The 26,635-nt window shown below is 64.5% G+C and carries 25 protein-coding genes; 16 read left to right on the top strand and 9 right to left on the bottom strand.

Annotation, left to right across the window (positions count from 1 at the left end):
* Position 1: 1 nt before the first annotated feature.
* Complete coding sequence (mutY, locus tag JJC00_RS11140) at positions 2 to 1,102, bottom strand: A/G-specific adenine glycosylase (protein ID WP_200472605.1); 1,101 nt, start codon at positions 1,100 to 1,102, stop codon at positions 2 to 4.
* Positions 1,103 to 1,224: 122 nt separating this feature from the next.
* Between mutY and JJC00_RS11135 the strand changes: the two genes are divergently transcribed.
* The 9 genes from JJC00_RS11135 (at position 1,225) to JJC00_RS11095 (ending at position 11,403) form a co-directional block, all read left to right on the top strand.
* A complete protein-coding gene (locus tag JJC00_RS11135) occupies positions 1,225 to 1,716 on the top strand; it encodes a DUF721 domain-containing protein (RefSeq protein WP_200472604.1) in 492 nt (163 codons plus the stop codon).
* Between the two features lie 138 nt (positions 1,717 to 1,854).
* Positions 1,855 to 2,526 carry a DsbA family protein gene (locus JJC00_RS11130; protein ID WP_200472603.1) on the top strand — a complete coding sequence of 224 codons (672 nt, stop codon included), beginning with the start codon at positions 1,855 to 1,857 and terminating at the stop codon, positions 2,524 to 2,526.
* Between the two features lie 216 nt (positions 2,527 to 2,742).
* Positions 2,743 to 6,207, top strand: a complete 3,465-nt coding sequence (smc, locus tag JJC00_RS11125) for a chromosome segregation protein SMC (protein WP_200472602.1) — start codon at positions 2,743 to 2,745, stop codon at positions 6,205 to 6,207.
* Positions 6,208 to 6,336: 129 nt separating this feature from the next.
* A complete protein-coding gene (locus JJC00_RS11120) occupies positions 6,337 to 7,317 on the top strand; it encodes a small ribosomal subunit Rsm22 family protein (RefSeq protein ID WP_200472601.1) in 981 nt (326 codons plus the stop codon).
* A 138-nt stretch (positions 7,318 to 7,455) separates the two neighbouring features.
* The gene (locus JJC00_RS11115) at positions 7,456 to 8,016 is read left to right on the top strand and encodes a LemA family protein (RefSeq protein ID WP_200472600.1); all 561 of its coding nucleotides are present in this window, start codon (positions 7,456 to 7,458) and stop codon (positions 8,014 to 8,016) included.
* 32 nt (positions 8,017 to 8,048) lie between these two features.
* Positions 8,049 to 9,296: a M48 family metallopeptidase gene (locus JJC00_RS11110; RefSeq protein WP_200472599.1), complete on the top strand. Its 1,248-nt coding sequence runs from the start codon at positions 8,049 to 8,051 to the stop codon at positions 9,294 to 9,296.
* A 205-nt stretch (positions 9,297 to 9,501) separates the two neighbouring features.
* Positions 9,502 to 10,254, top strand: a complete 753-nt coding sequence (locus JJC00_RS11105) for a hypothetical protein (protein ID WP_200472598.1) — start codon at positions 9,502 to 9,504, stop codon at positions 10,252 to 10,254.
* 62 nt (positions 10,255 to 10,316) lie between these two features.
* A complete protein-coding gene (locus JJC00_RS11100; RefSeq protein WP_200472597.1) occupies positions 10,317 to 10,985 on the top strand; it encodes a hypothetical protein in 669 nt (222 codons plus the stop codon).
* 85 nt (positions 10,986 to 11,070) lie between these two features.
* Positions 11,071 to 11,403, top strand: coding sequence for a GIY-YIG nuclease family protein (locus tag JJC00_RS11095; RefSeq protein WP_200472596.1), 333 nt, complete (start codon positions 11,071 to 11,073; stop codon positions 11,401 to 11,403).
* 19 nt (positions 11,404 to 11,422) lie between these two features.
* On the opposite strand, the gene JJC00_RS11090 is transcribed toward JJC00_RS11095, so the two are convergent.
* The 5 genes from JJC00_RS11090 to petA form a co-directional block, all read right to left on the bottom strand.
* Positions 11,423 to 11,962: an adenine phosphoribosyltransferase gene (locus JJC00_RS11090; protein ID WP_027529190.1), complete on the bottom strand. Its 540-nt coding sequence runs from the start codon at positions 11,960 to 11,962 to the stop codon at positions 11,423 to 11,425.
* Positions 11,963 to 12,061: 99 nt separating this feature from the next.
* Positions 12,062 to 14,227, bottom strand: coding sequence for an anthranilate synthase component I (locus tag JJC00_RS11085; protein ID WP_200472595.1), 2,166 nt, complete (start codon positions 14,225 to 14,227; stop codon positions 12,062 to 12,064).
* Between the two features lie 230 nt (positions 14,228 to 14,457).
* The gene (locus tag JJC00_RS11080) at positions 14,458 to 15,132 is read right to left on the bottom strand and encodes a dienelactone hydrolase family protein (protein ID WP_200472594.1); all 675 of its coding nucleotides are present in this window, start codon (positions 15,130 to 15,132) and stop codon (positions 14,458 to 14,460) included.
* Between the two features lie 146 nt (positions 15,133 to 15,278).
* A complete protein-coding gene (gene fbcH, locus JJC00_RS11075) occupies positions 15,279 to 17,342 on the bottom strand; it encodes a cytochrome b/c1 (RefSeq protein WP_200472593.1) in 2,064 nt (687 codons plus the stop codon).
* A gap of 62 nt (positions 17,343 to 17,404) precedes the next feature.
* On the bottom strand, positions 17,405 to 17,935 hold the full coding sequence (petA, locus tag JJC00_RS11070; RefSeq protein WP_027529194.1) for a ubiquinol-cytochrome c reductase iron-sulfur subunit: 531 nt from the start codon (positions 17,933 to 17,935) through the stop codon (positions 17,405 to 17,407).
* A gap of 300 nt (positions 17,936 to 18,235) precedes the next feature.
* Here petA and JJC00_RS11065 point away from each other — a divergent pair, with 300 nt between their 5' ends.
* The 6 genes from JJC00_RS11065 to JJC00_RS11040 all read left to right on the top strand — a co-directional run bounded on the left by JJC00_RS11065 (position 18,236) and on the right by JJC00_RS11040 (position 21,921).
* Positions 18,236 to 18,694 (top strand): tRNA (cytidine(34)-2'-O)-methyltransferase, encoded by a 459-nt coding sequence (locus JJC00_RS11065; RefSeq protein WP_200472592.1) that lies wholly within the window; start codon positions 18,236 to 18,238, stop codon positions 18,692 to 18,694.
* 30 nt (positions 18,695 to 18,724) lie between these two features.
* Positions 18,725 to 19,357, top strand: coding sequence for a 7-carboxy-7-deazaguanine synthase (gene queE, locus JJC00_RS11060; protein ID WP_200472591.1), 633 nt, complete (start codon positions 18,725 to 18,727; stop codon positions 19,355 to 19,357).
* A gap of 16 nt (positions 19,358 to 19,373) precedes the next feature.
* A complete protein-coding gene (locus tag JJC00_RS11055; protein WP_200474079.1) occupies positions 19,374 to 19,739 on the top strand; it encodes a 6-pyruvoyl trahydropterin synthase family protein in 366 nt (121 codons plus the stop codon).
* A 4-nt stretch (positions 19,740 to 19,743) separates the two neighbouring features.
* Positions 19,744 to 20,643, top strand: a complete 900-nt coding sequence (gene hemF, locus JJC00_RS11050) for an oxygen-dependent coproporphyrinogen oxidase (protein WP_200472590.1) — start codon at positions 19,744 to 19,746, stop codon at positions 20,641 to 20,643.
* Positions 20,634 to 21,386, top strand: a complete 753-nt coding sequence (locus tag JJC00_RS11045; RefSeq protein ID WP_200472589.1) for an HAD family hydrolase — start codon at positions 20,634 to 20,636, stop codon at positions 21,384 to 21,386. Before hemF ends, JJC00_RS11045 begins: the two co-directional genes overlap by 10 nt.
* Positions 21,387 to 21,702: 316 nt before the next feature.
* Positions 21,703 to 21,921, top strand: coding sequence for a YodC family protein (locus JJC00_RS11040; protein WP_200472588.1), 219 nt, complete (start codon positions 21,703 to 21,705; stop codon positions 21,919 to 21,921).
* A 194-nt stretch (positions 21,922 to 22,115) separates the two neighbouring features.
* Here JJC00_RS11040 and JJC00_RS11035 read toward each other — a convergent pair whose 3' ends face one another.
* Both JJC00_RS11035 and dapD read right to left on the bottom strand, forming a co-directional pair.
* Positions 22,116 to 22,844 (bottom strand): sulfite exporter TauE/SafE family protein, encoded by a 729-nt coding sequence (locus JJC00_RS11035; RefSeq protein WP_200472587.1) that lies wholly within the window; start codon positions 22,842 to 22,844, stop codon positions 22,116 to 22,118.
* A gap of 297 nt (positions 22,845 to 23,141) precedes the next feature.
* Positions 23,142 to 24,113, bottom strand: coding sequence for a 2,3,4,5-tetrahydropyridine-2,6-dicarboxylate N-succinyltransferase (gene dapD / locus JJC00_RS11030; RefSeq protein ID WP_200472586.1), 972 nt, complete (start codon positions 24,111 to 24,113; stop codon positions 23,142 to 23,144).
* A gap of 1,006 nt (positions 24,114 to 25,119) precedes the next feature.
* On the opposite strand from dapD, the gene JJC00_RS11025 reads away from it, so the two are divergent.
* Positions 25,120 to 25,392, top strand: a complete 273-nt coding sequence (locus tag JJC00_RS11025) for a hypothetical protein (protein ID WP_200472585.1) — start codon at positions 25,120 to 25,122, stop codon at positions 25,390 to 25,392.
* Between the two features lie 42 nt (positions 25,393 to 25,434).
* Here the strand turns inward: JJC00_RS11025 and JJC00_RS11020 are convergent, their stop codons facing one another.
* Positions 25,435 to 26,508, bottom strand: coding sequence for a TauD/TfdA family dioxygenase (locus JJC00_RS11020; RefSeq protein WP_200474078.1), 1,074 nt, complete (start codon positions 26,506 to 26,508; stop codon positions 25,435 to 25,437).
* Positions 26,509 to 26,635: the final 127 nt, after the last annotated feature.

The following is a 26,635-nucleotide window of genomic DNA, read 5'->3' as shown; positions in this document are numbered from 1 at the left end:
GCTAGAGGCTCAATCCGTGCGCGATCACCTTGCGCATGACGTTGGGCAGCGCCTCGCCGGCGAGCGTCGCGATCGGCACCCAGCGCATGCCCTCGGGGGCGCGCGTGCGGGGTTCGGCCTTCGCGATGTAGACCACGAGCTCCAGCGGGAAATGCGTGAAGACGTGGGTGACAACGCCGAGCTTGCGCTGCCAGCGCGATAGCCCTTTTAGGTCCGGCGCCTGCTGTTTTGCCGTCGCGTCCTCTTGTCCGGCGAACCAGCCGGAACCTGGCACCTCGGTCATACCGCCGAGTAATCCCTTTTCAGGTCGGCTGCGGACGAGCAGTTCATCGCCGCGCGTGACGACGAAGGCGGCACCGCGCCGCAGCGTTCCGCTCTTCTTCGGCGCCTTGCGCGGAAACGTCTCCTGCGTCCCAAGCGCGCGTGCCGTGCAATCCTCGTTCAGCGGGCACAGCGAGCAGGCCGGCTTTTTCGGCGTGCAGATCGAGGCACCGAGATCCATCAGCGCTTGCGCACTGTCGCCGGCGCGGGCGTTGGCCAGCAGCGTCGCCGCCAGTTGCTGGATCAGCGGCTTGGCCTGCGGCAGCTCCTCCTCGACCGCGAACAGGCGCGACACCACGCGCTCGATATTGCCGTCAACGGGCATGGTATGGCGATCGAAGGCGATGGCCGCAATCGCAGCCGCAGTGTAGGGCCCGATCCCCGGCAGAGTTCGCAGCCCCTCCTCGGTGTCCGGAAAGGCGCCGCCATGCTCGCGCGTGACCGCCACCGCACAGGCATAGAGATTGCGTGCGCGCGAATAATAGCCGAGCCCGGCCCACATCCGCAGCACGTCATCCTGCGAGGCGTTCCCCAGCGCTGTGACATCCGGCCAGCGCGCAACGAATTTCTCGAAATAGGGTTCGACCGCCTTGACCGTGGTCTGCTGCAGCATGATCTCCGACAGCCAGACGCGGTACGGATCCGACGTCTCACCGGGCGCGGCGCGCCAGGGCAGCCTGCGGCGGTGCCGGTCGTACCAGGCGAGCAGCAGCGTCGGGCGCGATGACGCTACCGGCTGCGTTGGTTCCGACTTGGCCTTGAGGGCAGATTTCGGGCTCATGGGGCCACTGTAGCGGCGCCGAGCCGATCTCTCCACGTCGTGCCCGCGCTCGTCGCGGGCATCCACGTCTTTCTTCACGGCGAGGAGCCTGTGGCTGGAGCCACGGAGTGCTATAAGGGCCCATGTCCAAATTCCCACCCAAACCCGGCCCCATCAGCGCCAAGCCGCTCGGGATCCTGCTCAACGACGTCTTTGCCGAGGCCTATGCCAAGCAGGGTTTTGCCGCGCGCGAGCTGGTGACGCGGTGGGCGCAGATTGCGGGGGCTGAGATCGCGGCCCATGCCGAGCCGCTGAAGATGCAATGGCCGCGGCCGGTCGAGGGCCAGCCGCAGGAGCCGGCGACGCTGGTGCTGCGGGTCGAGGGCCCGATGGCGCTGGAGATCCAGCACTCGGCCGACGTGATCCTGGAGCGGGTGAACCGCTTCTTCGGCTGGAGCGCGGTCGGCAAGCTCGCCTTCCGCCAGGCGCCCCTGTCGCGGCCGCGGCGCCCTGTGCGGCCCGGCCCGCCGGATCCCAAGGCCGTCGCCAAGGTGGCGGAGAGCCTGGGGGATATCGAAGATGAAGAGTTGAAGACGGCGCTGGCGCGGCTCGGAGCCGCCATCAAGCGAAATTGAGCCTCATTCTGCGGCCAATCTGGACCTTGCCCTGCCGCTCGCCATTGCCTCAAACGACGTTTCAAGCTAGCGACAGGCCGCCCGGGAACCTTCATATGAGCCTCAGGGCGCGAGACCACGCCAATTCGGGAGCCGACCTTGATCATCACCCGCCGCGCCTTCACCACGATGCTGTCGCTGACCGGTCTTGCCGCGCTCGCCGGGCTCTCGCCGCTGCGGTTCATTTCCGAAGCCATGATTCCTGAAGCTATGGCGCAGGCCGCCGGCGATGTCGCCAAGCCGGTGTCGCTGCCCGACATGGCGCTGGGCTCCAAGGACGCCGCCGTCACCATCACCGAATACGCCTCGATGACCTGCCCGCATTGCGCGGCCTTCAACGAGCAGGTGTTCCCCAAGATCAAGTCGGAATACATCGACACCGGCAAGGTGCGTTACATCTTCCGCGAGTTCCCGCTCGACATCAAAGCCGCCGCCGGCTCGATGCTGTCGCGCTGCATCGCCAATGGCGACGCGCCGAAATACTTTGCGGTCACCGACATGCTGTTCCGCCAGCAGAACGACTGGGTGACGAAGAACACCACCGAGACGCTGACGCGGATCGGCAAGCAGGCCGGCCTCACCCAGCAGCAGGTGGAAGCCTGCCTGAAGGACCAGGCGCTGCTCGACAAGATCGCCGCCGACCAGAAATATGCCAGCGACGTTCTGAAGGTCGATTCGACGCCGACCTTCTTCATCAACGGCGAGAAGATCAAGGGCGAGACCTCGTTCGAGGAATTCGCGAAGAAGATCAATCCGCTGCTGAAGAGCTGATTCGCTCGTCAAGATCCTGATTCGCATCTCGAAAACCGTAGCTTTCCCGGCATAAATCCCTTGGGAAAAGCGGCTTTCACAGGTTGCCCTTGCGGCGCACCGCGGCCATTGTCCGCCGCATGAGGCGCCCCGCGCGACTCGCCCAGACAGCGACATTGCCTTCCATGGTATTGTCCGGGCAGGGGGATTCGCGCCTGCCAACAGAGATGCGTGTTTATGAAAATCACCCGCCTGCGCCTTCACGGCTTCAAGTCTTTCGTTGAGCCCACGGACTTCGTCATCGAGCCCGGCCTGACCGGCGTGGTCGGACCGAACGGCTGCGGCAAGTCGAATCTGGTCGAGGCGCTGCGCTGGGCGATGGGCGAAACCTCGTACAAATCGCTGCGCGCCGCCGACATGGACGCGGTGATCTTTGCCGGCTCCGGCAACCGTCCCGCGCGCAACCATGCCGAAGTGACGATGACGATCGACAATGCCGATCGCACCGCGCCGGCGGCGATGAACGACAGCCAGCTGCTGGAAATCTCCCGCCGCATCGAGCGCGAGGCCGGCTCAGTCTACCGCATCAACGGCCGCGATGTCCGCGCCCGCGACGTGCAGATTCTGTTCGCCGACGCCGCCACCGGCGCGCGCTCGCCCGCCCTCGTCCACCAGGGCAAGATCGGCGAGATCATCCAGGCCAAGCCCGAGCAGCGTCGTCGCGTGCTGGAAGACGCCGCCGGCGTCGCCGGTCTGCACGCCCGCCGCCACGAGGCCGAGCTGCGGCTGAAAGCCGCCGAAACCAATCTCACCCGCGTCGAGGACGTGATCGGCCAGCTCGCAGGCCAGATGGAAGGCCTGAAGAAGCAGGCCCGTCAGGCCGTGCGCTATCGCGAAGTCGCAGCCAAGGTCCGCAAGGCCGAGGCCACACTGTTCCATCTGCGCTGGATCGGCGCCCACGCCGACGTCAACGAATCCGGCCAGACCCACGATCTCGCCGTGCGCGAGATGGCCGAGCGCACCCAGCACCAGGCCGAAGCCGCCCGTATCCAGGCGATCCGCGCCGCCGAAATGCCGGCGCTGCGTGATGCCGAAGCGCGCGCCGCAGCCGGGCTTCAGCGCCTGACCAATGCCCGCGAACTGCTCGACCGCGAGGAAGAACGCGCCAAGGAGCGCGTCGCCGAGCTCGAACGCCGCCTGGCCCAATTCGAAGGCGACATCGCGCGCGCCCAGCAGCAGACCATGGATGCCGACGTCGCCTTGCAGCGGCTCGACGCCGAAGATGCCGAGCTGAAGGAAGAGATCAAGTCGCGCGTCGAGAAGCGCTCCGGCGTCGACGAGCGCGTCGGCGAAGCCGAGGCGGTGCTGACCGAAACCGAGCAGCAGTTCGCCGAGCTCACCACCGCGCTCGCTGATCTCACCGCCAAGCGCAATCAACTCGAAGCCAACGTCCGCACCCACCGCGACAAGCTCGCCCGTCTCGACCAGGAAATCACCAATGTCGCCGCGGAAGAGCAGAAGCTCGCCGACGAGACCGGCGGCTTCGGCGACCTCGACGAGCTGACCGCAACCGTCGAGACCGCCGAGCAGACGCTTGCGGCGTCGGAAGCGGCAGCGCAGGCGAGCGAAGCCGCGCATGTCGCCGCGCGCCAGACGCTGGAATCCTCACGCTCGCCGCTGGTCGAAGCCGACAAGCGCGTGCAGCGGCTCGATACCGAGGCGCGCACGATCTCAAAAATCGTCAACGGCGAGACCAAGAATCTGTGGCCGCCGATCATCGACGGCATCACCGTCGACAAGGGCTTTGAAAAGGCGATCGGTGCCGCACTCGGCGACGATCTCGATGCGCCCGTCGATCCCTCGGCGCCGATGCGCTGGACCAATGCCGGCGTCACCGACGGCGATCCGGAGCTGCCCGAAGGCGTCACCCCGCTCGCCAACCATGTGCAGGCGCCGGCCGAGCTGACGCGCCGCCTGGCGCAGATCGGCGTGGTGCCGCGCGAGCGCGGCGCCGAGCTGGTCTCGCAGCTCAAGACCGGCCAGCGGCTGGTCTCGCCCGAGGGCGACGTCTGGCGCTGGGACGGCTTCGTCGCCGCTGCTCACGCCCCGACCGGTGCCGCGCGGCGCCTGGCCGAGCGCGCCCGCCTCGTCGACATCGAGAACGAGCTGGAGCAGGCCCGCATCGACGCGCAGATCAAGCGTCAGGCGCTGGAGAATGCCGAGTCCGAACTGCAGATGGCCGCCAGCACCGAAGGTGCCAGCCGCGAAGCCTGGCGCGCCGCGCAGCGCGAGCTGAACGTCGCGCGTGAGCGCCATGCCACCGCCGAGCGCGAGATCAGCCGCCACGCCGCGCGCAAGGCGACGCTGTCGGAGGCGCACAGCCGTCTCGCCGCCGACCGTGCCGAGGCCGAAGCCGCGTACGAATACGCCGAGGCCGGCATCAGCGAGTTGCCGTCGAGCGAGGACACCGAGACCCGTCTCGCCGCCGTCCGCAGCGACATCGAAGGCCATCGCCGCATGGCCGCTCAGGTCCGCGCCGAGGCGCAGGCACTGGCGCGCGAAGCCGAGCTTGCCGACCGCCGCGTGCAGGCGATCCTCGCCGAGCGCACCGAATGGCAGAACCGCAAGGAGAGCGCGGCCTCCCATATCGACACCATCCAGACCCGCATCACCGAAGTCTCGATCGAGCGCAGCGATCTCGAAAACGCCCCCGCCGTGTTCGCCGAGAAGCGCAGCGCGCTGATCACCGAGATCGAGTATGCCGAGAACGACCGCCGCATGGCCGCCGACGCGCTCGCCACCGCGGAGACCGCAATGGCGGAGACAGATCGCGTTGCCAAGCTGACGCTCGAAGCGCTGTCGAGCTCCCGCGAGGCAACTGCACGTGCCGAGGAGCGCATGGAGGGTTCGCGGCGCCGGCTCGAGGACATCGAGCGCGAAATCCGCGACATGCTCGAAGTCGAGCCGCAGGCTGTCGCCGGCCTTGCCGAGATCGAGCCCGGCGCGGAGCTGCCGCCGCTGCATGTCATCGAGGAAGACCTCGAAAAGATGCGCCGCGACCGCGAGCGCCTGGGCGCGGTCAACCTGCGCGCCGAGGAAGAGCTGCGCGAGGTCGAGACCCAGCACACCGGCCTGGTCACCGAACGCGATGACCTCGTCGAAGCCATCAAGCGCTTGCGCCAGGGCATCCAGAGCCTCAACAAGGAAGCGCGCGAGCGCCTCTTGACCTCGTTCGAGGTCGTTAACAACCACTTCAAGCGCCTGTTCGTCGAGCTGTTCGGCGGCGGCGAGGCGGCGCTCCATCTGATCGAAAGCGACGATCCCCTCGAAGCCGGTCTCGAAATCATCGCCAAGCCGCCGGGCAAGAAGCCGCAGACGCTGTCGCTGCTCTCGGGCGGTGAGCAGGCACTGACCGCGATGGCGCTGATCTTCGCGGTGTTCTTGACGAACCCCTCGCCAATCTGCGTACTGGACGAAGTCGACGCGCCGCTCGACGACCATAACGTCGAACGGTACTGCAACCTCCTGCACGAGATGACCGGCTCGACCGACACGCGCTTCGTCATCATCACGCACAACCCGATCACGATGGCGCGGATGAACCGCCTGTTCGGCGTCACCATGGCCGAGCGCGGCGTCTCGCAACTCGTGTCGGTGAGCCTGTCAGAGGCGGTGGACATTCTCGACCAGAACGTGGCGTGAGGCGCAATCCATCCGTACCCATTGACGTCATCATCCGCGCAGGCGGATGATCCAGTACGCCGCGGCTTCTCGGTTGACGGCACTGTCTCGGAGTACTGGATGCCCCGCCTGCGCGGGGCATGACCGCGGATGATGATCTCACCCACCCTCCCCGCCGAACTCAAGGCCGCGCTTGATGCCAGGCTGCAAGGCTTTTCCCGCACCGACGCTGCACAGCGCTCGCAGAAGATCTCGACCACCTATCGCTCAGGCGGCGGCTCCGGCACGATCAAATCCGAAGCCGATGCGCTCGCCTACGCGCTGGCACGCATGCCGGCGACCTACGCGGCCGTCGCAGCGAGCCTGAATGCGCTGACCGAAATCGTGCCGGACCTCGCCCCTGAAACGCTGCTCGACGTCGGCGCAGGTCCGGGCACCGCAAGCTGGGCTGCTGCGGAAGCCTTTCCGTCATTGCAAGATTTCACCCTGCTTGACGCCAACGCCACGCTCAGCCGGCTCGCGCTCGAGTTGGCGCGCGACAGCACGCGCCTCGCGGACTGCCGCTACCTGCCGGGCGATGCCGGCGGCAATCTCGCCGAGGTCTCGGAAGCCGATCTCGTCGTCGCGAGCTATGTCATCGGCGAGCTCGCCGAGAGTGACCAGCGCAAGCTCACCGAGACAATGTGGGCCAAAGCGCGCCACGCGCTGGTCGTGATCGAGCCCGGCACGCCTGCCGGCTACGCCCGCATCCTCGCACTGCGCCAGCAACTGATCGCGGCGGGCGCTTATGTCGCCGCGCCCTGCCCGCACGAAAAGCCCTGCCCGCTCATCGCGCCCGACTGGTGCCATTTCAACCAGCGCCTGCCCCGCTCTCAGGCGCACCGCCAGATCAAGGGCGCCGAGGTGCCGTTCGAGGACGAGCGCTTCATCTACGTCGCCCTGACACGCGCTCCGCCCGTAACCCGCGCCGCGCGGATGCTGGCGCCGCCGGATGTCGGCAAGGCCGAGATCACGGCGAAGCTCTGCACGGAGGACGGTGTCGAACTCGCCAAGGTCGCGCGGCGCGACAAGGCCGCCTATGCAGGCGCCCGTCGCTGGCGCTGGGGCGATGCCGTTCCGTCCGAAAGTTAACCCCGTTCGGCCCTTTTTGCCTTGAACTCGGATGGTTCCTGATCCGACCAAGTCTTACCTCTCTCTGCGCTGGGGCTCTCGCTCCGCGCCAATTTGGTCTAGGCTGCGCCCGCCTTCTTCCCCCTTCAGGAGTTCTCCATGTCGACCGGCTGGATCGTTCTCGGCGTCATCGTTGTCCTCGTGCTGTTCGCTTTCAGCGCCTACAACCGACTGGTGGCGCTGGGCCAGCGCGTCGGCCAGGCCTTTGCCGATGTCGACGTGCAGCTCAAGCAACGTCATGACCTGATCCCGAACCTGGTCGAGACAGTGAAGGGCTATGCCTCGCATGAGCGCGGCACGCTCGACGACGTCATCAAGGCGCGCAATTCGGCGATGTCGGCGCAGGGGCCGGCGCAGGTGTCCGCCGCCGAGAACCAGCTCTCCGGCGCGCTCGGCCGGCTGATCGCACTGTCGGAGGCCTATCCCGACCTCAAGGCCAACGCCAATTTCCAGCAGCTCGCCAGCGAGCTCTCCGACCTCGAGAACAAGATCGCGGCGAGCCGCCGCTTCTTCAACAACGCGGTCCAGGAATACAACACCGGTATCCAGCAGATGCCCGTCGCCCTGTTCGCCGGCATGTTCGGCTTCACCAAGAAGGACTTCTTCGATCTCGGCACCAGCCGCGCCGAGGTCGAGGCTGCGCCTCAGGTGAAATTCTGATCTGAGCCGATCGACCGGCAGGGCAACGCGTCATGGCCGCGTATGGTCTCTACACGCACATCGCCTCGAACAAGTTTCGTTCGATGCTGCTGCTCGCCGGCCTGTTCGCGCTGGTCTATGTGCTGGTCTATGCCGGCGCGCTGGTCGCCGAGGTCGTCATCAACGGCAACGGGACCGTCGCCTATTATCTGAACCGCGCCTTCCACGACCTCATCGTCGCTTTCCCGTTTGCAACGCTTGCGGCGATCGCCTGGATCGTCATCGCCTATTTCTTCCACCAGTCGATGATCGACGCGGTGACCGGCGGCCATGACGTCACCCGGCAGGAGCAGCCGCGGCTCTACAATCTGCTGGAAAATCTCTGCATCTCGCGCGGCATCACCATGCCGAAGCTGAAGATCATGGACTCTCCGGCGCTGAACGCGTTCGCGACCGGCCTCAATCCGCGGCAATATGCGGTGACCGTCACCACCGGTCTCCTGAAGGCGCTGAACGACCAGGAGATCGAGGCGGTGCTGGGCCACGAGCTCACCCACATCAAGAACGGCGACGTGCAGCTGATGGTGGTCGCCGTGATCATCGCCGGCGTGGTCGGCTTCTTCGGCGAACTGTTCTTTCGCGTGTTCACCAATTTGAGCTGGAGCTCTGGCGGATCGTGGTCGTCAGGCTCTTCCTCCTCGTCGTCGCGGTCGTCCTCGTCGTCGAGCGACAGCAAGAGCTCCGGCGGCGGCGCAATCGTGGTCATCATCATCGCGGTCGTGCTGATCGTGGTGGCCTGGCTGGTGTCGCAAGTGGTCAAGCTCGCACTGTCGCGCTCGCGCGAATATCTGGCCGATGCCGGCTCGGTCGAGCTGACGAAGAACCCTGACGCCATGATCTCGGCGCTGCGCAAGATCGAAGGCCGCGGCGAGTTGCCGGGCGCGACCTCCGCGGTGATGGAGCTTTGCCTCGACAATCCCCGCGAAGGCTTTGCCGATCTGTTCGCGACCCACCCCTCGGTGCAGTCCCGCGTCGACGCGCTGGTCAAGTTCGCCGGCGGTCGTGATCCCGGTCCGCTGCCGCCGCCGAACGACGAGACGGAACAACCCGCCGCGGACGAGCCCGAGGCGCAGGCCGATCAGCAGGACGCCCCGCCGGCACTGCCCCAGGGTCCGTGGAGCGATGCAGGCGGCCGGGCCACATCGCCGCCCGTCCCTGCGCCACGCCCCTCCGGAACCGCGGCCGGCAATCCGTTGGGCAGTTCGATAGGCAATCCCATGGGTCCGTGGGGCCGCCACTGAGCGTGCGGTCTGGCCGCGCCTCAAGCCGGTTTCACTGCGTTTGGGAAAAACTTCGGGAATTGCCGGCACGGCATGCCGAGGATTTGAATTCTCCCTTGTTTCTGCCATGTTCGCGCCCAACAGCAGACTTGGGACATCCTTGGGACATCGATTTGGGGCCCGGCCGATTGCGATCTCGCGATCGGGGGCGCGTTAGGGGACAGCAATGGCAAAGCCGGCAGTGGTTGTGGTGGGCGCGGACAAGGGCGGGGTCGGCAAGACCACGGTATCGCGCACCCTGCTCGATTATTTTTCCGCCAACAACGTGCCGACACGCGCCTTCGACACGGAGTCGCCGCGGGGAACGCTGAAGCGTTTCCATCCGGAGATTACCGAGATCGTCGACATGATGACGACGTCGGATCAGATGAAGATCTTCGATACGCTCAACGCGGCGAGCCCGTCGGTGACCGTGATCGACGTCCGTGCCGGCCTGCTTTCGCCGGCGCTGGCCTCCTTGCGCGACATCGGCTTCCTCGACGCCGCCAAGGCCGGCCAGATCACCTTCGCGGTGTTCCACATCCTCGGACCCTCGATCGCCTCGCTGGACGAGATCGCCGAGACCGCGGGCTTCATGGGTGGTGCAAAATATTTCCTGGTGAAGAACTTCATCAACGACACCCAGTTCTTCCAGTGGGACCAGTCGACCTACAATTCCTACTTCCACCGCATCAAGGATGCGACCGAGCTGACCATCCCCAAGCTCAACGAAATGGCCTATGAACAGGTCGAGGTTTCGTCAGTTCCGTTCCTGAAATTCGTCGCCAACAAGGGCATCAACGACGAGGCCGCGAATTATTCGTTCGTGCTCCGCGGCTATGTCCGGCATTGGCTGGCGAACGTGTGGAGCGAGTTCGACCGGATTCGGCTGACCGACATCGTCGGCTCGAAGTCCGGCACCCGCAGCAGCGAAAAATAGTTGCGGGCGAGGTACGGATACGGCTGGATTGGGCGGTGAGTTCGCTCAGATAATAGCTCGTGATGCCCGCGACGCCCCTCTACATCATCTGCTCGCCCCGCCCGCAGGTCGGCAAGACGCTGCTGGCGCGGCTGCTTGCCGAATTCCTGCTGCTCAAGAACGGCAACGTCACGGCGTTCGACGTCAATTTGAAGGAGCCGTCGCTGCTCGATTACCTGCCGAAGGTGACCGAGACTGCCGACGTCATCGACACCTACGGCAAGATGCAGCTGATGGACCGCGTCATCGTCGATGACGGGCTCGCCAAGGTCATCGACCTCGGCTTCCACGCCTTTGACGAGTTCTTCAAGATGACCGACGAGATCGGCCTGCTCAAGGAGGCGGCGCGCCGGCACGTGGCGCCGATGATCCTGTTCGTCGCCGACACCGATCGCGTCTCCGTCCGCGCGCACGAGATGCTGCGCCAGCAGATCCCGCGGATCAACCTGATCACCGTCGACAACGAGTTCATCATCCGCGGCGAGCTGCCGCCCGCGATGGCCGGCGGCCGGCTGTTCCGTCTGCCGGCGCTGCCCGGCTTCCTCAAGACCTATATCGACCGGCTGAACTTCTCCTTCACCGGCTATCTGCGCCAGGAGAAGGACTCTTCGACCGAGCTGCACCAGTGGACCCGGCGGAATTACCTCGCCTTCCGCGAGCTCGAGCTCAGCCTGATTCTGCAGCGGTCCTGACTATTTTACCCGGGTAATATTGACGCCGAACGTCCCTGCTGCTACTAAGACTGCGCAGCAGCGTCCCTCAGCAAGGCCCCTCCCCGTGAGCATCGACCGGAAAGCAGCCATCGCCGCCTACAAGGAGCGGAAGACCATTGCGGGCATCTACGTCGTCCGCTGCGCGGCCTCGCGCGAGGCCTGGGTCGGCCAGGCGCCGAACCTGGAGACGATCCAGAACCGCATCTGGTTCACCCTGCGCCAGGGCAGCCATCCCTGCCGCAGCCTCCAGGCCGCCTGGAACGCGCATGGCGAGGCCGGCCTGACGTTCGGCGAATGCGAGCGTCTGGAGGATGAGGAGAGCGGCTATGTCAGGAACGCGCTGCTGAAGGAGCGCGGGGCCCATTGGCGGGCCGAGTTGAAGGCGGAGGCGATCTAAGGATCGCCACGGCGGAGACTCAATGCCCCTCGAACGTCATCAGCGTGCGCACCGGCACGTCCATGGCGCGCAGCTTGGCGGCGCCGCCGAGCTCGGGCAGATCGATGATGAAGCAGGCGGCGACGACGTTGGCGCCGATCTGGCGCAGCAATTTTACCGCACCCTCGGCAGTGCCGCCGGTCGCGATGAGATCGTCGACCAGGATCACACGCTCGCCGGGCGAGATGGCGTCGACATGCATTTCCATTTCGTCGATCCCGTACTCGAGAGAGTAAGCGATGCGCACGGTGGTGTGCGGCAGCTTGCCTTTCTTGCGGATCGGCACGAAGCCGGCCGAGAGCTGATGCGCCACCGCGCCGCCGATGATGAAGCCCCGCGCCTCCATGCCGGCGACCTTGTCGATCTTGTTGCCGGCCCAGGGATTGACGAGCTCGTCGACCGCGCGGCGAAACGCCCGCGCATCCGCAAGCAAGGTCGTGATGTCGCGGAACATGATCCCCGGCTTGGGATAGTCGGGAATGGTGCGGACGCTCGCCTTCAGATCGTGGTCAAAGGTCATTGGTCTCTCGCTTTGGTTTTCTCGTCATTGCGAGCGAAGCGAAGCAATCCAGATCTCTTCTGGATTGCTTCGTCGCTTCGCTCCTCGCAATGACGGCACTCAATTCGCTCCCGCATCCAGCCGGAACGCATTCTCAACAATCTTTAGGCCCACCTCGTTGCCGAGCGACATCAGCGATTCCGGATGGAATTGCACGCCGCCGACCGGCAGGGTCTTGTGCTCCAGCGCCATGGCGACGCCGTCCTCGGTGCTGGCCGTGACATCAAGAACTTCGGGCATGCTGTCGCGCTCGACAAAGAGCGAGTGATAGCGGCCGATCACGATCTCGTTCGGCAGATTGCGCATCAAGCGCCCACCGCGCACCTGAACCCGCGAGGGCCGGCCGTGCGCGGGATGGGTGAGCTGGCCGAGCTCGCCGCCAAAATATTCGCCGATCGCCTGCACGCCAAGGCAGACGCCGAACACCGGCAGCTTGTTCTCCAGAGCCGCGTCGATCGTTGTCTTGATCCCGAAATCTTCGGGGCGGCCCGGGCCTGGCGACAGCACCAGCAAATCCCACCTCTTCTGCTTGAGCATGTCGAGCGCATGCACGTAGCGGACCACGGTAACGCTGGCGCCGACCTGACGGAAATAATCGGCGAGCATGTGCACAAAACTGTCGTCGTGGTCGATCAGCAGCACGCGCTTGCCCGAACCGGTGGCATCGGGGGCAAACGCCGACAGCGGCTTCGGCGGATCGCCGCGCAGCGCCTGAAACAGGGCTGCGGCTTTCACCTGGCATTCGCGATCTTCCGCGGCGGGATCGGAGTCGAACAGGCATGTAGCGCCGACGCGAACCTCGGCGAGACCGTCCTTCATGCGGATGGTGCGGATGGTGAGACCGGTGTTGATGCTGCCATCGAAGTTCACCGCGCCGATCGCGCCGGCATACCAGCGCCGCGGCGAGCGTTCGTGATCCTCGACGAACTGCATGGCCCACAGCTTTGGCGCCCCGGTCACCGTCACCGCCCAGGCGTGGGTGAGGAAAGCGTCGAGCGCGTCGAAGCCGGGACGCAACATGCCCTCGACGTGATCGACGGTGTGGAACAGCTTTGAGTAGGTCTCGATCTGCCGGCGCGCCAGGACCTTGATCGTGCCGGGGACGCAGACGCGCGCCTTGTCGTTGCGATCGACGTCGGTGCACATGTTGAGCTCGAACTCGTCCTTCTCCGAGTTCAGGAGCTGGCGGATCTGCTCGGCATCGCCGATCGCATCGGTGCCGCGCGCGATCGTGCCTGAAATCGGACAGGTCTCGACGCGGCGCCCGTCGGAGCGCACGAACATTTCCGGCGAAGCGGAGACGAGGAATTCGCCGTCGCCGAGATTCATCAGCGCGCCATAGGGCGACGGGTTGATGACACAGAGTCGCTGGAACACTTCGGCCGGCGAGCGGTCACAGGGCTCGGCGAAGAGCTGGCCCGGCACGGCTTCAAAGAGATCACCGCGGGCAAAGGCCGCGCGCGCGGTCTCGACTGTGGCCTGGTATTCGCCGGGCGCGTGATCGGCAAAGCCCTGGCGCCCCGTCTTCACATACGGGCTGTCGGCTGTCTCGCGCGGCAGGCCTTCGGTCGACTTGCCCTTCCACGCGAAATCGTAGCTGAGCACGACGCCGCGCCCTGTGGCACGGTCATAGGCGAGCAGGCGATCGGGGACGTAGAGCACGATGTCGCGCTGATCGTCCTCGCGCCGACGCTTCTGCACGAGGTCCTCGATCTGGAAGACGAGATCGTAGGCGAAGGCGCCGAACAGGCCGAGCAGCCCGTCGTCATTGGCGGAGAAGGCGGCGACGAGATCGCGCACCAGCGACATCACGCTGGCGCGCCGCGTGCGCTGGTCTTCCTCGACCGGCGCGTCGCCACGGATGATGTGGCCGGCAAGGCGCGTGGCGGTCTTCCCGGAGACCACGACGCAGGGCTCGCGCAGGACGTCAGCGAGGAAGGCGATCAGCACCTCGCCACGCGCGTTGAGCGCTTCGAGCTTGAAATTGACGCCAGTGGTCTCGAGCTTGAGCGGCGGATCGGAGAAGCCAAGGTCAAAGCTCTCGTAGCGCCCGGGGACGGTCGTGCCGGAGGACAGCACCACGCCGCGGCGCCGGTCGAGCAGGCTGACGAGATCGTCGAGCCTGTTGGCGCCGCCGGTGAACTGCTCGGCCACGCGCGAGATCGCGAGACCGCCGCGGGTGACGTAATCGCTTCTGGCCGGGAGGGCAAAGACTGTCCTGTTCATGGGGTCCTCTTACGAAACTTGCCGAGGAAACGCCACACAGGACAAACGATCAGGCCGCCGCGCTGTGCTGGCGACCTCAGACGATTTTGGGAAAAGAAATCGCACCGGCCACCTCTTAGGAGGTGCGCCACCAAAGACGGGCTGGGCGGGCTGCGATGCTCATGGACGGATACTCACCATGGCGCGGGGACGGCGTCAAGGGTGCCGCCCCGCACAATGGGCTACGGCGATTACCCCAAGTGCTTCCTGAAAAACTCCGTCGCCCTGCCCCAGGCGAGCTCGGCGGCTTCGCGGTCGTGCACGGCCTGGCGCTGCTCGTTGACGAAGGCGTGCTCGGCGTCATAGCGGAACAGCTCGAGCGACTTGCCGGCGGCCTTCATGGCTTTTTCGAAGCCGTTGACCAGCTCCGGCGTGCACCAATCGTCTATGTTGGCGAAATGGGCCTGCAGCGGGATCTTGACGTCGGCGGGCTTGGCCGCTTGCTCCGGCGGAATGCCGTAGAACACGACGCCGGCGGCGAGCTCCGGCACATGCACCGAACCGATGATGGTGACGGCGCCGCCAAGGCAAAAGCCTGTCAGCCCGACCTTGGCGCCGTTGCGCGACAGATATTGCGTGGCGCCGCGCACGGTCTGCGTGGTGGCGTCCATGAAGTCCAGCGAGTTCATCTCTTTGCCGGCCGCGTCCATGTCGTGGTACGGCACCACCTTGCCCTTGTAGAGATCGGGCGCCAGCGCATCGAAGCCGGCGAGCGCAAAGCGGTCGCACAGGCCCTTGATCTGGTCCGACAGGCCCCACCATTCCTGGATCACGACCACGCCCGGCGCGTTGCCGCGCGCAGCGTTCGCAAGATAGCCCGAGGCGTCCTTGCCGTCCGGGCGCTTGAAAGTGATGACGGTTCCCATGGTGTCCTCCGACGATGTGCTGTGGAGCGGTTGGCGGTATTTTGGCCGCTGGGAACGCGATAGGCAACCGCGCTAACAACACACGCGCGTGTGCAACAAAAAAGCCCCCTCGCGGGGGCTTTTCATTCTCGTTTCGCGTCGGCCGCTCAGTGCGAGTCGGCCCAGACCTTCTTCTTGGTGAAGTACATCAGGAACGCGAAGATGATCAGGAACACGAACACCTGGAGGCCGAGGCGCTTGCGCGCTTCCATGTGCGGCTCAGCGGTCCACATCAGGAATGTGGTGACGTCCTTGGCATACTGCGCAACCGTCGCCGGCGAGCCGTCGTCATAGGTCACCTGGCCGTCGCTGAGCGGCTTCGGCATCTTGATGGCATGGCCCGGGAAGTACTTGTTGTAGTACGAGCCCTCGGGGATGGTCACGCCTTCCGGTACCTTCTCCTCAAAGCCCTGGAGCACCGCCGAGACGTAGTCCGGACCCTGCTCCTGGTACTGGCTGAAGAAGTCGATGATGAACATCGGGAAGCCGCGGCCATAGGAACGCGCCTTGGTGATCAGCGACAGGTCGGGCGGTGCCGCACCGCCGTTCGCCGCACGAGCCGCCTGCTCGTTGGGGAATGGCGAGGGGAAGTAGTCGGCCGACCGGCCCGGACGCTCGAACATGTCGCCCGCATCGTTCGGGCCGTCCTTGATCTTGTAGTCGGAGGCAAACGCCGCCGCCTGCGCCGGCGAATAGCCGGGGCCACCGGCTTCCGCAAGGTTGCGGAAGGCGATGTAGGACAGGCCGTGACAGTTGGAGCAGACTTCCTTGTAGACTTTCAAACCGCGCTGAAGCGCACCGCGGTCATACTTGCCGAAAGGGCCCGCGAACGACCAATTGTTGCCCGGCGGCCTGGTGCCACCTTCCTCGGCGCGGGCATCCTGCAAGCTGCCGACGAACAGCGCGCCGGCCGCGACGAGCGCAACCGCGATCGAAGCCATCGCCTTGCCGCGCTTGGCGAGGATCGCCTCCGAGATCGAGTTGGGCACCGGCCGCGGCGTCTCGATGCGCGCGAGCAGCGGCAGCACGATCAGGAAGTAGGCGAAGTAGCAGGCCGTCAGGACCCGGCCGGCGATCACGTAGATGCCTTCCGGCGGCTGCGCGCCGAGATAGCCGAGCAGGATGCAGACCACGACGAAGATCCAGAAGAACTGCTTGGCCAGCGGACGGTACTTCGACGACCTGGTCTTGGCGGCATCGAGCCAGGGCAGGAAGCACAGGATGATGATCGCCGAGAACATCGCGGTCACCCCCGCGAGCTTGTTCGGGATCGAGCGCAGGATCGCGTAGAACGGCAGATAGTACCATTCCGGCACGATGTGCGGCGGCGTCACGCCCGGGTTCGCCGGAATGTAGTTGTCGGCGTCGCCGAGATAGTTCGGCATGTAGAAGATGAACCAGGCGTAGAGCAGCAGGAAGCAGGCGACGCCGAAGCCGTCCTTGATGGTCGCATGCGGCGTGAACGGCACCGTGTCCTTTTCCGTCTTCGGCTCGACGCCGTCCGGATTGTTCTGGCCGGCGACGTGCAGCGCCCAGACGTGGAGCACGACGACGCCCGCGATCAGGAACGGCAGCAGGTAATGCAGCGAGAAGAAGCGGTTCAAGGTCGGGTTGCCGACCGAATAGCCGCCCCACAGCAGCGTCACGATGCTCTCGCCGACATAGGGAATGGCCGAGAACAGATTGGTGATGACGGTGGCGCCCCAGAAGCTCATCTGGCCCCAGGGCAGCACGTAGCCCATGAAGCCCGTCGCCATCATCAGGAGGTAGATGATGACGCCGAGGATCCAGAGCACCTCGCGCGGCTCCTTGTAGGAGCCGTAGTAAAGGCCGCGGAACATATGGACGTAGACGGCAACAAAGAACATCGACGCGCCGACCGCGTGCATGTTGCGGAGCAGCCAGCCGTAGTTCACGTCACGAACGATCAGCTCGACCGACTTGAAGGCGAGATCGGCGTGCGGCGTGTAGTGCATCGCCAGGATCACGCCGGTCAGGATCTGCATCCCCAGCATGAAGGAGAGGATGGCGCCGAACGTCCACCAGTAGTTCAGGTTACGCGGGGTGGGATAAACGACGAAGGAAGAATGGACGAGACCCAGGATCGGCAGACGCCGCTCGATCCATTGCAGGGCCGGATTGCTCGGCTGGTAGTCGGATGGTCCGCTCATGATGCGATCCTGAGGAAATAAAACGGCGAGACGGCGCGAAGCTTCGGACGCGGGTCCGAAGCTCAGCCGATCTGGATTTTGGTGTCGGAAACGAACTGGTACGGCGGCACCGGCAGGTTCGCGGGCGCGGGCCCCTGGCGGATGCGGCCGGACGAATCGTACTGCGAACCATGGCAGGGACAGAAGAACCCGTCGTAATTGCCTTCGTGGGCGATCGGGATGCAGCCAAGATGGGTGCAGATGCCGATCACGACCAGCCACTGGTCGTGGCCCGCCTTGACCCGGGCTTCATCGGACTGCGGATCGGGCAGGCTCGCCACCGGAACGGCGCGCGCCTCGTCGATCTGCTTCTTGGTACGGTGGCTGATGTAGATCGGCTTGCCGCGCCAGAACACCTTGATGTCCTGCCCCTCGGCAACCGGGCTCAGATCGACCTCGATCGGCGCACCGGCGGCGATGGTCGAGGCGTCCGGATTCATTTGGGAGATAAAGGGCCAGAGCGCAGCTGCGCCCCCTACTGCTGCAGCTGCCCCCGTTGCAACGAATAAGAAATCACGGCGTGTCGGATGGTCCGCCGAAGACGCTGTCGTCACGATTCCAACCCTTTCTTCTTATGCTGCCGGTGGAACTTCTTATGCTGCCGGTGGAACCGTTCCAGGAGCCCCCAAGGTCCCCGGAACAGTCTGCCGGCGCCCGCGGCCCCCGCGGCGGCAGAACTTGGCGTGTCCCCCACCAAAACAAGGCGAAAAACAGCAGTCCAGAATCGTTCTATTGGCACCCTTGCCGGGCGAGCGCAAGCCCGCTAACGGCGCGGGAGCGTGCAATGCACGAATTCCGCGGCTGGCGATGTTTTATTGAGACATTTCCGGCCCTCAACCAACCTGTCATCGCCCATGCAGATCGCACTTTTCCAACCCGACATCCCCCAGAACACCGGCACGATTCTCCGCCTGTGCGCCTGCCTGGGAATCGCCGCCCACATCATCGAACCGGCCGGCTTCCCGGTCTCCGACCGGCATTTCCGCCGGGCGGGAATGGACTACCTCGACCACGTCAGCATCGTCAGGCACGATTCCTGGTCGAAATTCGAGGAGTGGCGGGCGGCACAAGGCAGCCGCCTGCTGGTGTTCACCACCAAAGCTGCCACCGACTACCGCGATTTCCGTTACCAGACGTCGGACATCCTGCTATTCGGGCGCGAGAGCGCCGGCGTCACCGACGCGGTGGTAGAGGCCGCGGATGCGCGGCTGGTGATCCCGATCACGCCGGGGCTGCGGTCGCTCAATGTCGCCATGACCGCGGCGATGGCCGCAGGCGAAGCGCTGCGGCAGGTCCGGAACCCGCAAGTTTGATATCAAGTTTGATATGACGAGGAGAGAGCAGTGAGTTACGCGGTCAAGGAAATCTTCCTGACCCTGCAAGGCGAAGGCGCCCATGCCGGACGCGCATCCGTGTTCTGCCGTTTTGCCGGCTGCAACCTCTGGAGCGGCCGCGAGGCCGACCGCGCCGAGGCGACATGTCAGTTCTGCGACACGGATTTCGTCGGCACCGACGGCACGCTCGGCGGCCGTTACGCCTCGGCCGTGGAACTCGCTGACACCATCGCGGCACAATGGACTGGTGCCGGCGACAACCGCTACGTGGTGCTGACCGGCGGCGAGCCGCTGCTCCAGGTCGATGATGCCCTGGTCGAGGCTCTGCATGCCCGCGGCTTCGAGATCGGCGTCGAGACCAACGGCACGGTCGCGCCGCCTGACGGCCTCGACTGGATCTGCGTCAGCCCCAAGGGCGGCAGCGAGCTCGTCGTGCGCCAGGGGCACGAGCTGAAGCTGGTCTATCCGCAGGCCCTCGCGGCGCCCGAGACTTTCGAGGGCCTCGCCTTCGAGCGCTTCTCGCTGCAGCCGATGGACGGACCACAGGTCGCAGAGAACACCGTGCGCGCGATCGACTATTGCCTGCGCCATCCGCAATGGCGGTTGAGCGTGCAGACGCATAAATCGCTCGGCATCAGATAGGATGGGTGACGGACAGATGTGGGAATTGACGAAATCGTTCCGCTTCGAGGCGGCGCATTCGCTGTCGGGAACGACCTTTGGTGCGGCGAGCGAAGAGATCCACGGCCACTCCTTCCGCGCCGAGGTGACGGTGCGCGGCACGCCGGATCCTGCGACAGGCATGGTGGTCGATCTCGGCCTGCTTCAGCGCGCCATCGAGGACGTGCGCGTGATGCTCGACCACAAGTTCCTCAACAAGATCGAGGCGCTGGGCACACCGACGTTGGAGAACCTGTCGCGCTTCGTCTGGGATCGGCTCGCGCCTATCGGCAAGCTCACCCGCGTCAGCATCCACCGCGACAGTTGCAACGAGAGCTGCACCTATTACGGTCCGCAGGACTAACGGCATGACATCCCCATTGGACCCGAGCTTAATCGAAGACCGCAAGGCGCGCGCCAGTAGCTGGTTCGAGCATCTGCGCGACGATATCTGCGAAAACTTCGAGCGGCTCGAGGACGAGGCGCCGCAGAGCCTCTACCCCGGCGAGGCCGGCCGCTTCGCGCGCACGCCCTGGCAGCGCACCGATCACAGCGGGGCTGCCGGCGGCGGCGGCGTGATGTCGAGGATGTCAGGCCGGCTGTTCGAGAAGGTCGGCGTGCATTGCTCGACCGTGCACGGCGAGTTCGCGCCCGAGTTTCGCGCGCAGATTCCGGGCGCGACCGAAGACCCGCGGTTCTGGGCGTCCGGCATCTCGCTGATCGCGCATCTGCGCAATCCGCACGTGCCGGCAGTGCACATGAACACGCGCTTCGTCGTCACCACCAAGGCGTGGTTCGGCGGCGGCGCCGATCTCACGCCGGTGCTCGACCGAAGGCGCACGCGGGAGGACGCGGACGCGCTCGCCTTCCACGCCGCGATGAAGGAGGCCTGCGATCAGCCCACCGGCGTTGCCGATTACGACAAGTACAAGACGTGGTGCGACGAGTATTTTTATCTGCCGCACCGGAATGAGGCGCGCGGCGTCGGCGGCATCTTCTACGACTGGCATGACAGCGGCGACTGGGACGCCGACCTCGCCTTCACCCAGGACGTCGGCCGCGCGTTCCTGAAGATCTACCCCGACATCGTCAGGCGTAATTTCGCAACAAGCTGGACGACCGATGATCGCGAGGAGCAGCTGATCCGCCGCGGCCGCTATGTCGAGTTCAACCTGCTCTACGACCGCGGCACCATCTTCGGGCTCAAGACCGGCGGCAATGTGGATTCGATCCTGTCGTCGCTGCCGCCGGAGGTGAAATGGCCATGACGACGATCAAGCCCGCAATCAAGCTGCTGCCCCGCGCCATGCTGATCGACATGGACGACACCATCCTGTCGGCCTATGGCCGGCCCGAGATCGCCTGGAACAAGATCGCAGAAGAGTTCGCCGAGGAGCTCGCGCCGCTGCCGCCGGCGCAAGTCGCCACGGCCGTGCTGGCCTATGCGCGGCAGTTCTGGTCGACCGCAGAACCGATCTGGCGGATGAAGCTCGGCGAGGCGCGACGGCTCACGGTGCGCGGCGGCTTCGCCGCGCTCGCCGCCAATGGCCACCGCGCCCTCTCCGATGATCTCGCTGCACGCCTCGCCGACCGCTTCACCACCTATCGCGAGGAAGCGATCTTCGTCTTTCCGGGCGCACATGATGCGATCGACGCGTTCAAGGCGCACGGGGTCAAGCTCGCGCTGGTCACCAACGGCGCCGCCGACATGCAGCGCGCCAAGGTCGAGCGCTTCGAGCTGACCCATCGCTTCGATCACATCCAGATCGAGGGCGAGCATGGTTTCGGCAAGCCCGAGGAGCGCGCCTATCTGCATGCGATGGAGGCGCTCGGCGTCACCGCCGAGGAGACCTGGATGATCGGCGACAATCTCGAATGGGAAGTCGTGACGCCGCAGCGGCTCGGCATCTACGCGATCTGGATCGACGTGCACGGCGACGGCCTGCCCGCAGGCTCGACCGTCAAGCCCGACCGCATCATTCGCTCGCTGACTGAGCTCGTGCCGGGCTAAATCCCGAAAACAACCCCATGCACAGTAGACAGCTATTGCGAATTCAATAGCTTGCGGCAAAACGCAACGGGACTACTGATTTTACGAAATCATTTGACGCGTCGGGCAAAACAGGTGCATGATGCCATCATCGCCGCGCCCGGGACGGAATAATCCCTGGACGACCATCGCGCGATCTCCCACTCGAACCTCTGCCATCGACGTTCGCGCAGTCCACGCAAGCCGGCGCAAATTCACGGGTCTCGCAGCCCGTGATCGGCGTGTCATGACGGCTTGCTAGCCTCCGCTCTCGTCGATCAACTCGAAAGGACCATCCATGGAACTGAAAACCGGCGACGTCGTGATGCTGAAATCCGGCGGCCAGCCGCTGACCGTCGCAGAGGTGAAGGGCGACGACATCCTCTGCCTCTGGATGGGCTCGGAGGGCGATCTGTTCCGCGAGACGCTGCCGCTGTCCACGCTCGAGCGTCTGGAAATCGAAGACGACGAGGATGAGGACGACGAAGACGAGGAAGACGACGAGGACGACGAGTAGGCGCGCCCAAGATCGTACCCTGGTCACACCGGCGCGCTCAGCTCCGGCACATCTGATGTCCGCTTCTCCGCCAACAACGGCGTAGTAGCGGACATCGCTGGATAGCGCAGAAGGGCCAGAAAGCGGACGTCGCCTTCACGCCGCGATCGACTCCACGGGGCAGACTGCGCACCGGAGACCTGCCCGCACGACGGCTAGAAGATCAGGACGGCGCCCGAAACCAACAGCAGCAACAGCACGACCTTGCGAAACGTGGCTTCGTTGATGCGGCCGAACAATTTGAGGCCGAGCCACGTTCCCGCAAACAGCGCAGGTAGTCCGATCAGAAACAGTTTGACGCTGTCCGGCGTGATGGCCCCTTTCGCGCCGATCCATAGCGCGCTCATCAGGAATATCGTTACCGCGACAGGTTGGAAAACGGCGCGCTGAACGTCCTTCGGCCAGCCGCGCAGACCGCACCAGATGGTGACCAGGATTCCCGCTAGCCCCGTGATGCCGCCCAGCACGCCGTTGAGAAAACCAACGCCGGCGTCGGCTGCGGAGCCGCCCTTCATCGGGGCGATCGCGGGACGAAACCACGCGTACAAACTGTAGGCGACGAGGAAGGCACCCACACCCATGCGTATGTGCACGGGATTGGACCAAGTCAGGATCGTCACGCCAACGGGCACGCCAATCGCTGCGCCCAGCACAAACGGCCAGAGCTTGTGCCAGTCCAGTGCCTGGCGAAGCTTCCAGACCGAATAGCCCTGCACGATCAGGCCAAAGGCGATGACGAGCGTGGCGGTTTGCAGGGGCGTGAAGATGTAGAGCCAGATCGACGAGACGATGAGCCCGAACGCAAAGCCGGAGAGCCCGGCGACCAGAGCACCGGCAAATGTCGCAAGAAGAAAAAGCGGAAGCTCGATGGGTAACCCGTCCATGTGTTCGCTCCATAGCATAGGATAAGCGAACAGCACTTGCGTGGGATCACCACTTGACGGGGAGGCTGCTACAACCCCGAGTGGGAAACCTTAGGCCGAATGGTGAAGAACTTCAATCGGGTTAAGGCCTCTGCGACCAAACTCCCGATGGGCCGGCGGACTCAGCCCCGGCACATCTGATGTCCGCTTCTGCGCCAACAACGGCCACTAGCGGACAACGCTGGATATCGCAGAAGGGCCCGAAGGCGACACCGCTGACGCGCCACATGTCGCCGACGACGTCATCGCGTGAGCTGCCTAGCTGTGAAGTTGCGAGTTGAGGCCGTCCCAATTCGGTGTGCGTCTGGTTGCCTCGAGAGCGCCGCTCTGGGAGTTCCGACGAAAAAGCAGGCCCTTTTGGCCTGAAAGTTCTTTGGCTTTCAGGACTCTGCCATCTTCCAAAAGGATGCGCGCGCCGGCTGTGACATAACAGCCTGCTTCGACGATACAATCGTCACCCAACGAAATGCCGATACCGGCATTGGCTCCGATCAGGCAACGCTCGCCAACCGTGATCCGCTCTTTCCCGCCGCCGGACAGAGTGCCCATGATCGACGCTCCGCCACCAACGTCGCTGCCACGTCCCACAACCACACCGGCGCTGATCCGACCTTCGACCATGCAGGGACCGAGCGTACCCGCATTAAAATTGCAAAAGCCTTCATGCATCACGGTCGTGCCCGGCGCCAGATAGGCTCCGAGCCTGACGCGATCCGCATCCGCAATTCTCACGTCCGCAGGCATCACATAGTCAGTCATGCGCGGAAACTTATCCACGCCTGTCACCTCGAATGCGAGGGCACGCTTTCGTGCTGCGATTTGCGCTTCCGGCACACGAGCGCCTTCACAGGGACCGAGGGTCGTCCAGGCAACGTTAGGTAACAGACTGAAAATTCCATCAAGGTTCAGGCAATTCGGCTGGACGAGCCGGTGGCTCAGGAGATGGAGTCGAAGATACGCGTCGTGCACATCGGTCGGTGCAGATGCAAGGGAGGCAATGTCGGTACGGATTGGAACGATCTCGACATTGCGAATGTCATCGTGTCGCGCATATCCGTCCGCCGACCGACCCAACGATCCAATGATCTCGTCGTTCGTCAGCCGTACCGTTGCCGCCTTGTCGGCCTCCGCAACCAGGCGCAGCTGAAGAAACCAGGAATCCAACACGCGACCGTCAGCGGCAATCGTCGCAAACCCCTCGCCGCTCGCACCCCTCAGCTCTATCGCCATTTGAATTGCTCACACTCCGATCCTGCATACGATGCATACGCGAGTTCTCCCCGAGTTGGCAAATTTTGCACGCTCAAACACGTGCGCTTTGGTTCAGGTGCCGACATCGTTGACCGGCTGTAAGACGGTTGGGCGGTCAGACGAACCTGCAGACGCCGTCATGGGAAAGAAGCTGCCGAGCGCGGCTCAGCAGCCTCTCTTTCCCTGTCAGGTCACGAGACGAGAATGTCAGCGACCGGTGGGATCGTTGCTCCGGCCGGGACGAATATTCTGGGGGCCACCCTGGCCACTGCTGGTCCCGCCACTGCCGGTAGCACCTGCGTTGGATCCGGCACCCGCATTGCTGCCGCTGCCCATGCCGCTTGTGCCGCTGCCCGATCCGTTGCCCGCCGCGGAGCCGGCTCCTCCAGGGCCCGCACCGGCGCCCGCACCCGCGCCGGCTCCAGTACCCGCTCCGCCCCCTCCCCCTGCGCCGCCCGCCTGCGCATGGGCGAAACCGATCGACGCGCCGGCAAGCAACGCACACATGGCCACAGAGAAAATTGTCTTTCGCATGTTTCAACTCCGTTTGACGTTATGCTCGTCAAGCCAAGCTGCTTGCGGATGTTCCTAACAACTGATCACAAGCTTTCCCAGTTCGTCAGGAACGATGTCGTGTAACGCCGGATTGGCGCTTGCCGCTGGGACGACAATTCGTTAGCCCTGCTCAGCGACCGGCTAGTCTTTCCAGGCGCCGTCCGGCCGGCATGGACCCGCTGACCACGGCAACGCTGGCACGCGCTCAGCGCAGACTGCGCCCCCAGTCCCATTTGATCGCAGCGCCGGAAGGCTCATTCAACTTCTCGCGTACTGCGATGTCGCCAGACCACATTTGTCAAATCGCACGATCGCTCGCCCCATGCGGGTCCGTAATGTCGGGGATGTGACCAGTCGTGAAGCCCATATCTGTTGGGACTCCGCGGCCGAGCCTTACCTAGGGATGCAAGGGGCAGCTGGAGAAAAAGCGATGCGTTCCATTTTGGCCTTGGGCCTTTTGATTTCCCTGTGCGGCGCTGCGAACGCGGCGACGGTGCATCACACCCACCGGCACGCGGTTGTTCACTCCCATCAGGGCATGTTACCACGTTCCGCTTCGAGCTTTGCCTACGCGCCAGACCGGCCGCCGACGGAATTCGGCTCCCCGCCCTCCGGTGGCAACGGTGAAGCGTATTACGGCGCTTCTCAGGGGTATGCGCCAGGCGAAAAAGAGCGATTTCTGCACAGCCTGTTCAGCCCGTAGATGCCCAAGCGCGAATCCTTGGGGCCACTCTGACCTCGACCATCAATCCAAGGGCACGTTCAGACTGGTGCCTTTGGTGATGATGCCGCCGCGGTTTCCAATCTCGATCGAGCCATAGCGCTGCTTGAAGCAATCGGGCAGCGGCCGGTCGTCCTTCATGCTGAGCCAAAGCCGCAGCAAATGACGCTTTTGGCTGGCATCGGGCCAATCGCGGAATCCGGTCCGGTCGTGCAACAGGGCATGATTGTAGACGAACTGCATGTCGCCCGGCTGAAGCCGCATGCCAAAATGCAAGCCGGGGTCATTTGCGAGCGCGTCGAACAGATCGAGTGCCTCGACGTGAGCCGGCGTCAGTCTTGGCGCATCGGGAAAGCGCTGCGCGCTGTCGATATATTGGCGCTGATAGAACCCGGTCAAAAATCCCGCATGCCAATTCAGCACCGGGATTTCAAGATACGGCTTTTCGTTCTCCGGCACCTCGCCGCGCCGGTCCGTCGCGATTGCGTCGAACAGGAGAGCGGCAAGGTCGGGACGCCTGTCAAACATCGCGTTGTAGATCGACGTCGTGCTGACGAGGAGAGAGTCGCCTCCCTCCATGGCCTCGCGAATGCAGAACAGTCCCACCACGTCGGATGAATCCGTGTGGAAGGTTTGCCGTTCCGACGTCTGATAAATCCGGGTGTTCGGATCCCTCGCATCGGCGCCGACGTCGCGGACGTGACCGAGAATGTGACCCGCTGCATTTTGCGACCGCGCCGACCCCAGATGCGCGCCCACCCCGCAAAAGATCGTAGCCGCAAACTCCTGGCTGTAATTTGCCACTCGCAGGCCGCGGATGACTTCGAAGCCAAGGCCCACCAGCAGCTTTGTCTTGAGCTCTTCCAGATGCGCGCCGAAGCGGGGAAGCGGAAAGCTATCCCTGGTGATGTCGGCGATTTTCCTGCTTCTGCCAAGATAGGATTTTGCCGCGCTCTCAAGCTCCGCGATCTCGCTGGCCGCAAGCGATATCAACCATCGATCCGGATTGGCCTTCATCTCAGCACCCAGCCAGGCCGATGGGATGTCGATCTTCCCGGAAGGGCGATTGATGCCGCGGGTCGTTGAGACCACGTTCATGGTGTTTACTCCCGAGAAGATTGATCGCCAGAAAGAGCGTCGGACCATCGACGATATTGTGCTTGCTTGCAACTTGGCCAGGCAAGATGCACGGGCCGGGCAATCGTCGCACATAACGTTGAGATCA

It is taken from the genome of Bradyrhizobium diazoefficiens (assembly GCF_016616885.1).
GTDB lineage: Bacteria > Pseudomonadota > Alphaproteobacteria > Rhizobiales > Xanthobacteraceae > Bradyrhizobium > Bradyrhizobium diazoefficiens_F.
The sequence above is the reverse complement of the archived record's forward strand: the minus strand, read 5'-3'. Positions and strand labels throughout refer to the sequence as shown.

Bases quoted from the DNA above. Each gene is read 5' to 3' on its own strand.
- fbcH (WP_200472593.1), bottom strand. From the start codon at position 17,342: ATGAGCGGACCATCCGACTACCAGCCGAGCAATCCGGCCCTGCAATGG.
- JJC00_RS11085 (WP_200472595.1), bottom strand. From the start codon at position 14,227: ATGAACAGGACAGTCTTTGCCCTCCCGGCCAGAAGCGATTACGTCACC.
- dapD (WP_200472586.1), bottom strand. From the start codon at position 24,113: ATGGCGATAGAGCTGAGGGGTGCGAGCGGCGAGGGGTTTGCGACGATT.
- JJC00_RS11115 (WP_200472600.1), top strand. From the start codon at position 7,456: ATGTCGACCGGCTGGATCGTTCTCGGCGTCATCGTTGTCCTCGTGCTG.
- JJC00_RS11090 (WP_027529190.1), bottom strand. From the start codon at position 11,962: ATGACCTTTGACCACGATCTGAAGGCGAGCGTCCGCACCATTCCCGAC.
- JJC00_RS11025 (WP_200472585.1), top strand. From the start codon at position 25,120: ATGCGTTCCATTTTGGCCTTGGGCCTTTTGATTTCCCTGTGCGGCGCT.
- JJC00_RS11100 (WP_200472597.1), top strand. From the start codon at position 10,317: ATGCCCGCGACGCCCCTCTACATCATCTGCTCGCCCCGCCCGCAGGTC.
- JJC00_RS11080 (WP_200472594.1), bottom strand. From the start codon at position 15,132: ATGGGAACCGTCATCACTTTCAAGCGCCCGGACGGCAAGGACGCCTCG.
- JJC00_RS11035 (WP_200472587.1), bottom strand. From the start codon at position 22,844: ATGGACGGGTTACCCATCGAGCTTCCGCTTTTTCTTCTTGCGACATTT.
- JJC00_RS11055 (WP_200474079.1), top strand. From the start codon at position 19,374: ATGTGGGAATTGACGAAATCGTTCCGCTTCGAGGCGGCGCATTCGCTG.
- mutY (WP_200472605.1), bottom strand. From the start codon at position 1,102: ATGAGCCCGAAATCTGCCCTCAAGGCCAAGTCGGAACCAACGCAGCCG.
- JJC00_RS11135 (WP_200472604.1), top strand. From the start codon at position 1,225: ATGTCCAAATTCCCACCCAAACCCGGCCCCATCAGCGCCAAGCCGCTC.
- JJC00_RS11045 (WP_200472589.1), top strand. From the start codon at position 20,634: ATGGCCATGACGACGATCAAGCCCGCAATCAAGCTGCTGCCCCGCGCC.
- JJC00_RS11120 (WP_200472601.1), top strand. From the start codon at position 6,337: ATGATGATCTCACCCACCCTCCCCGCCGAACTCAAGGCCGCGCTTGAT.
- hemF (WP_200472590.1), top strand. From the start codon at position 19,744: ATGACATCCCCATTGGACCCGAGCTTAATCGAAGACCGCAAGGCGCGC.
- smc (WP_200472602.1), top strand. From the start codon at position 2,743: ATGAAAATCACCCGCCTGCGCCTTCACGGCTTCAAGTCTTTCGTTGAG.
- JJC00_RS11065 (WP_200472592.1), top strand. From the start codon at position 18,236: ATGCAGATCGCACTTTTCCAACCCGACATCCCCCAGAACACCGGCACG.
- JJC00_RS11105 (WP_200472598.1), top strand. From the start codon at position 9,502: ATGGCAAAGCCGGCAGTGGTTGTGGTGGGCGCGGACAAGGGCGGGGTC.
- JJC00_RS11040 (WP_200472588.1), top strand. From the start codon at position 21,703: ATGGAACTGAAAACCGGCGACGTCGTGATGCTGAAATCCGGCGGCCAG.
- JJC00_RS11110 (WP_200472599.1), top strand. From the start codon at position 8,049: ATGGCCGCGTATGGTCTCTACACGCACATCGCCTCGAACAAGTTTCGT.
- JJC00_RS11020 (WP_200474078.1), bottom strand. From the start codon at position 26,508: ATGAACGTGGTCTCAACGACCCGCGGCATCAATCGCCCTTCCGGGAAG.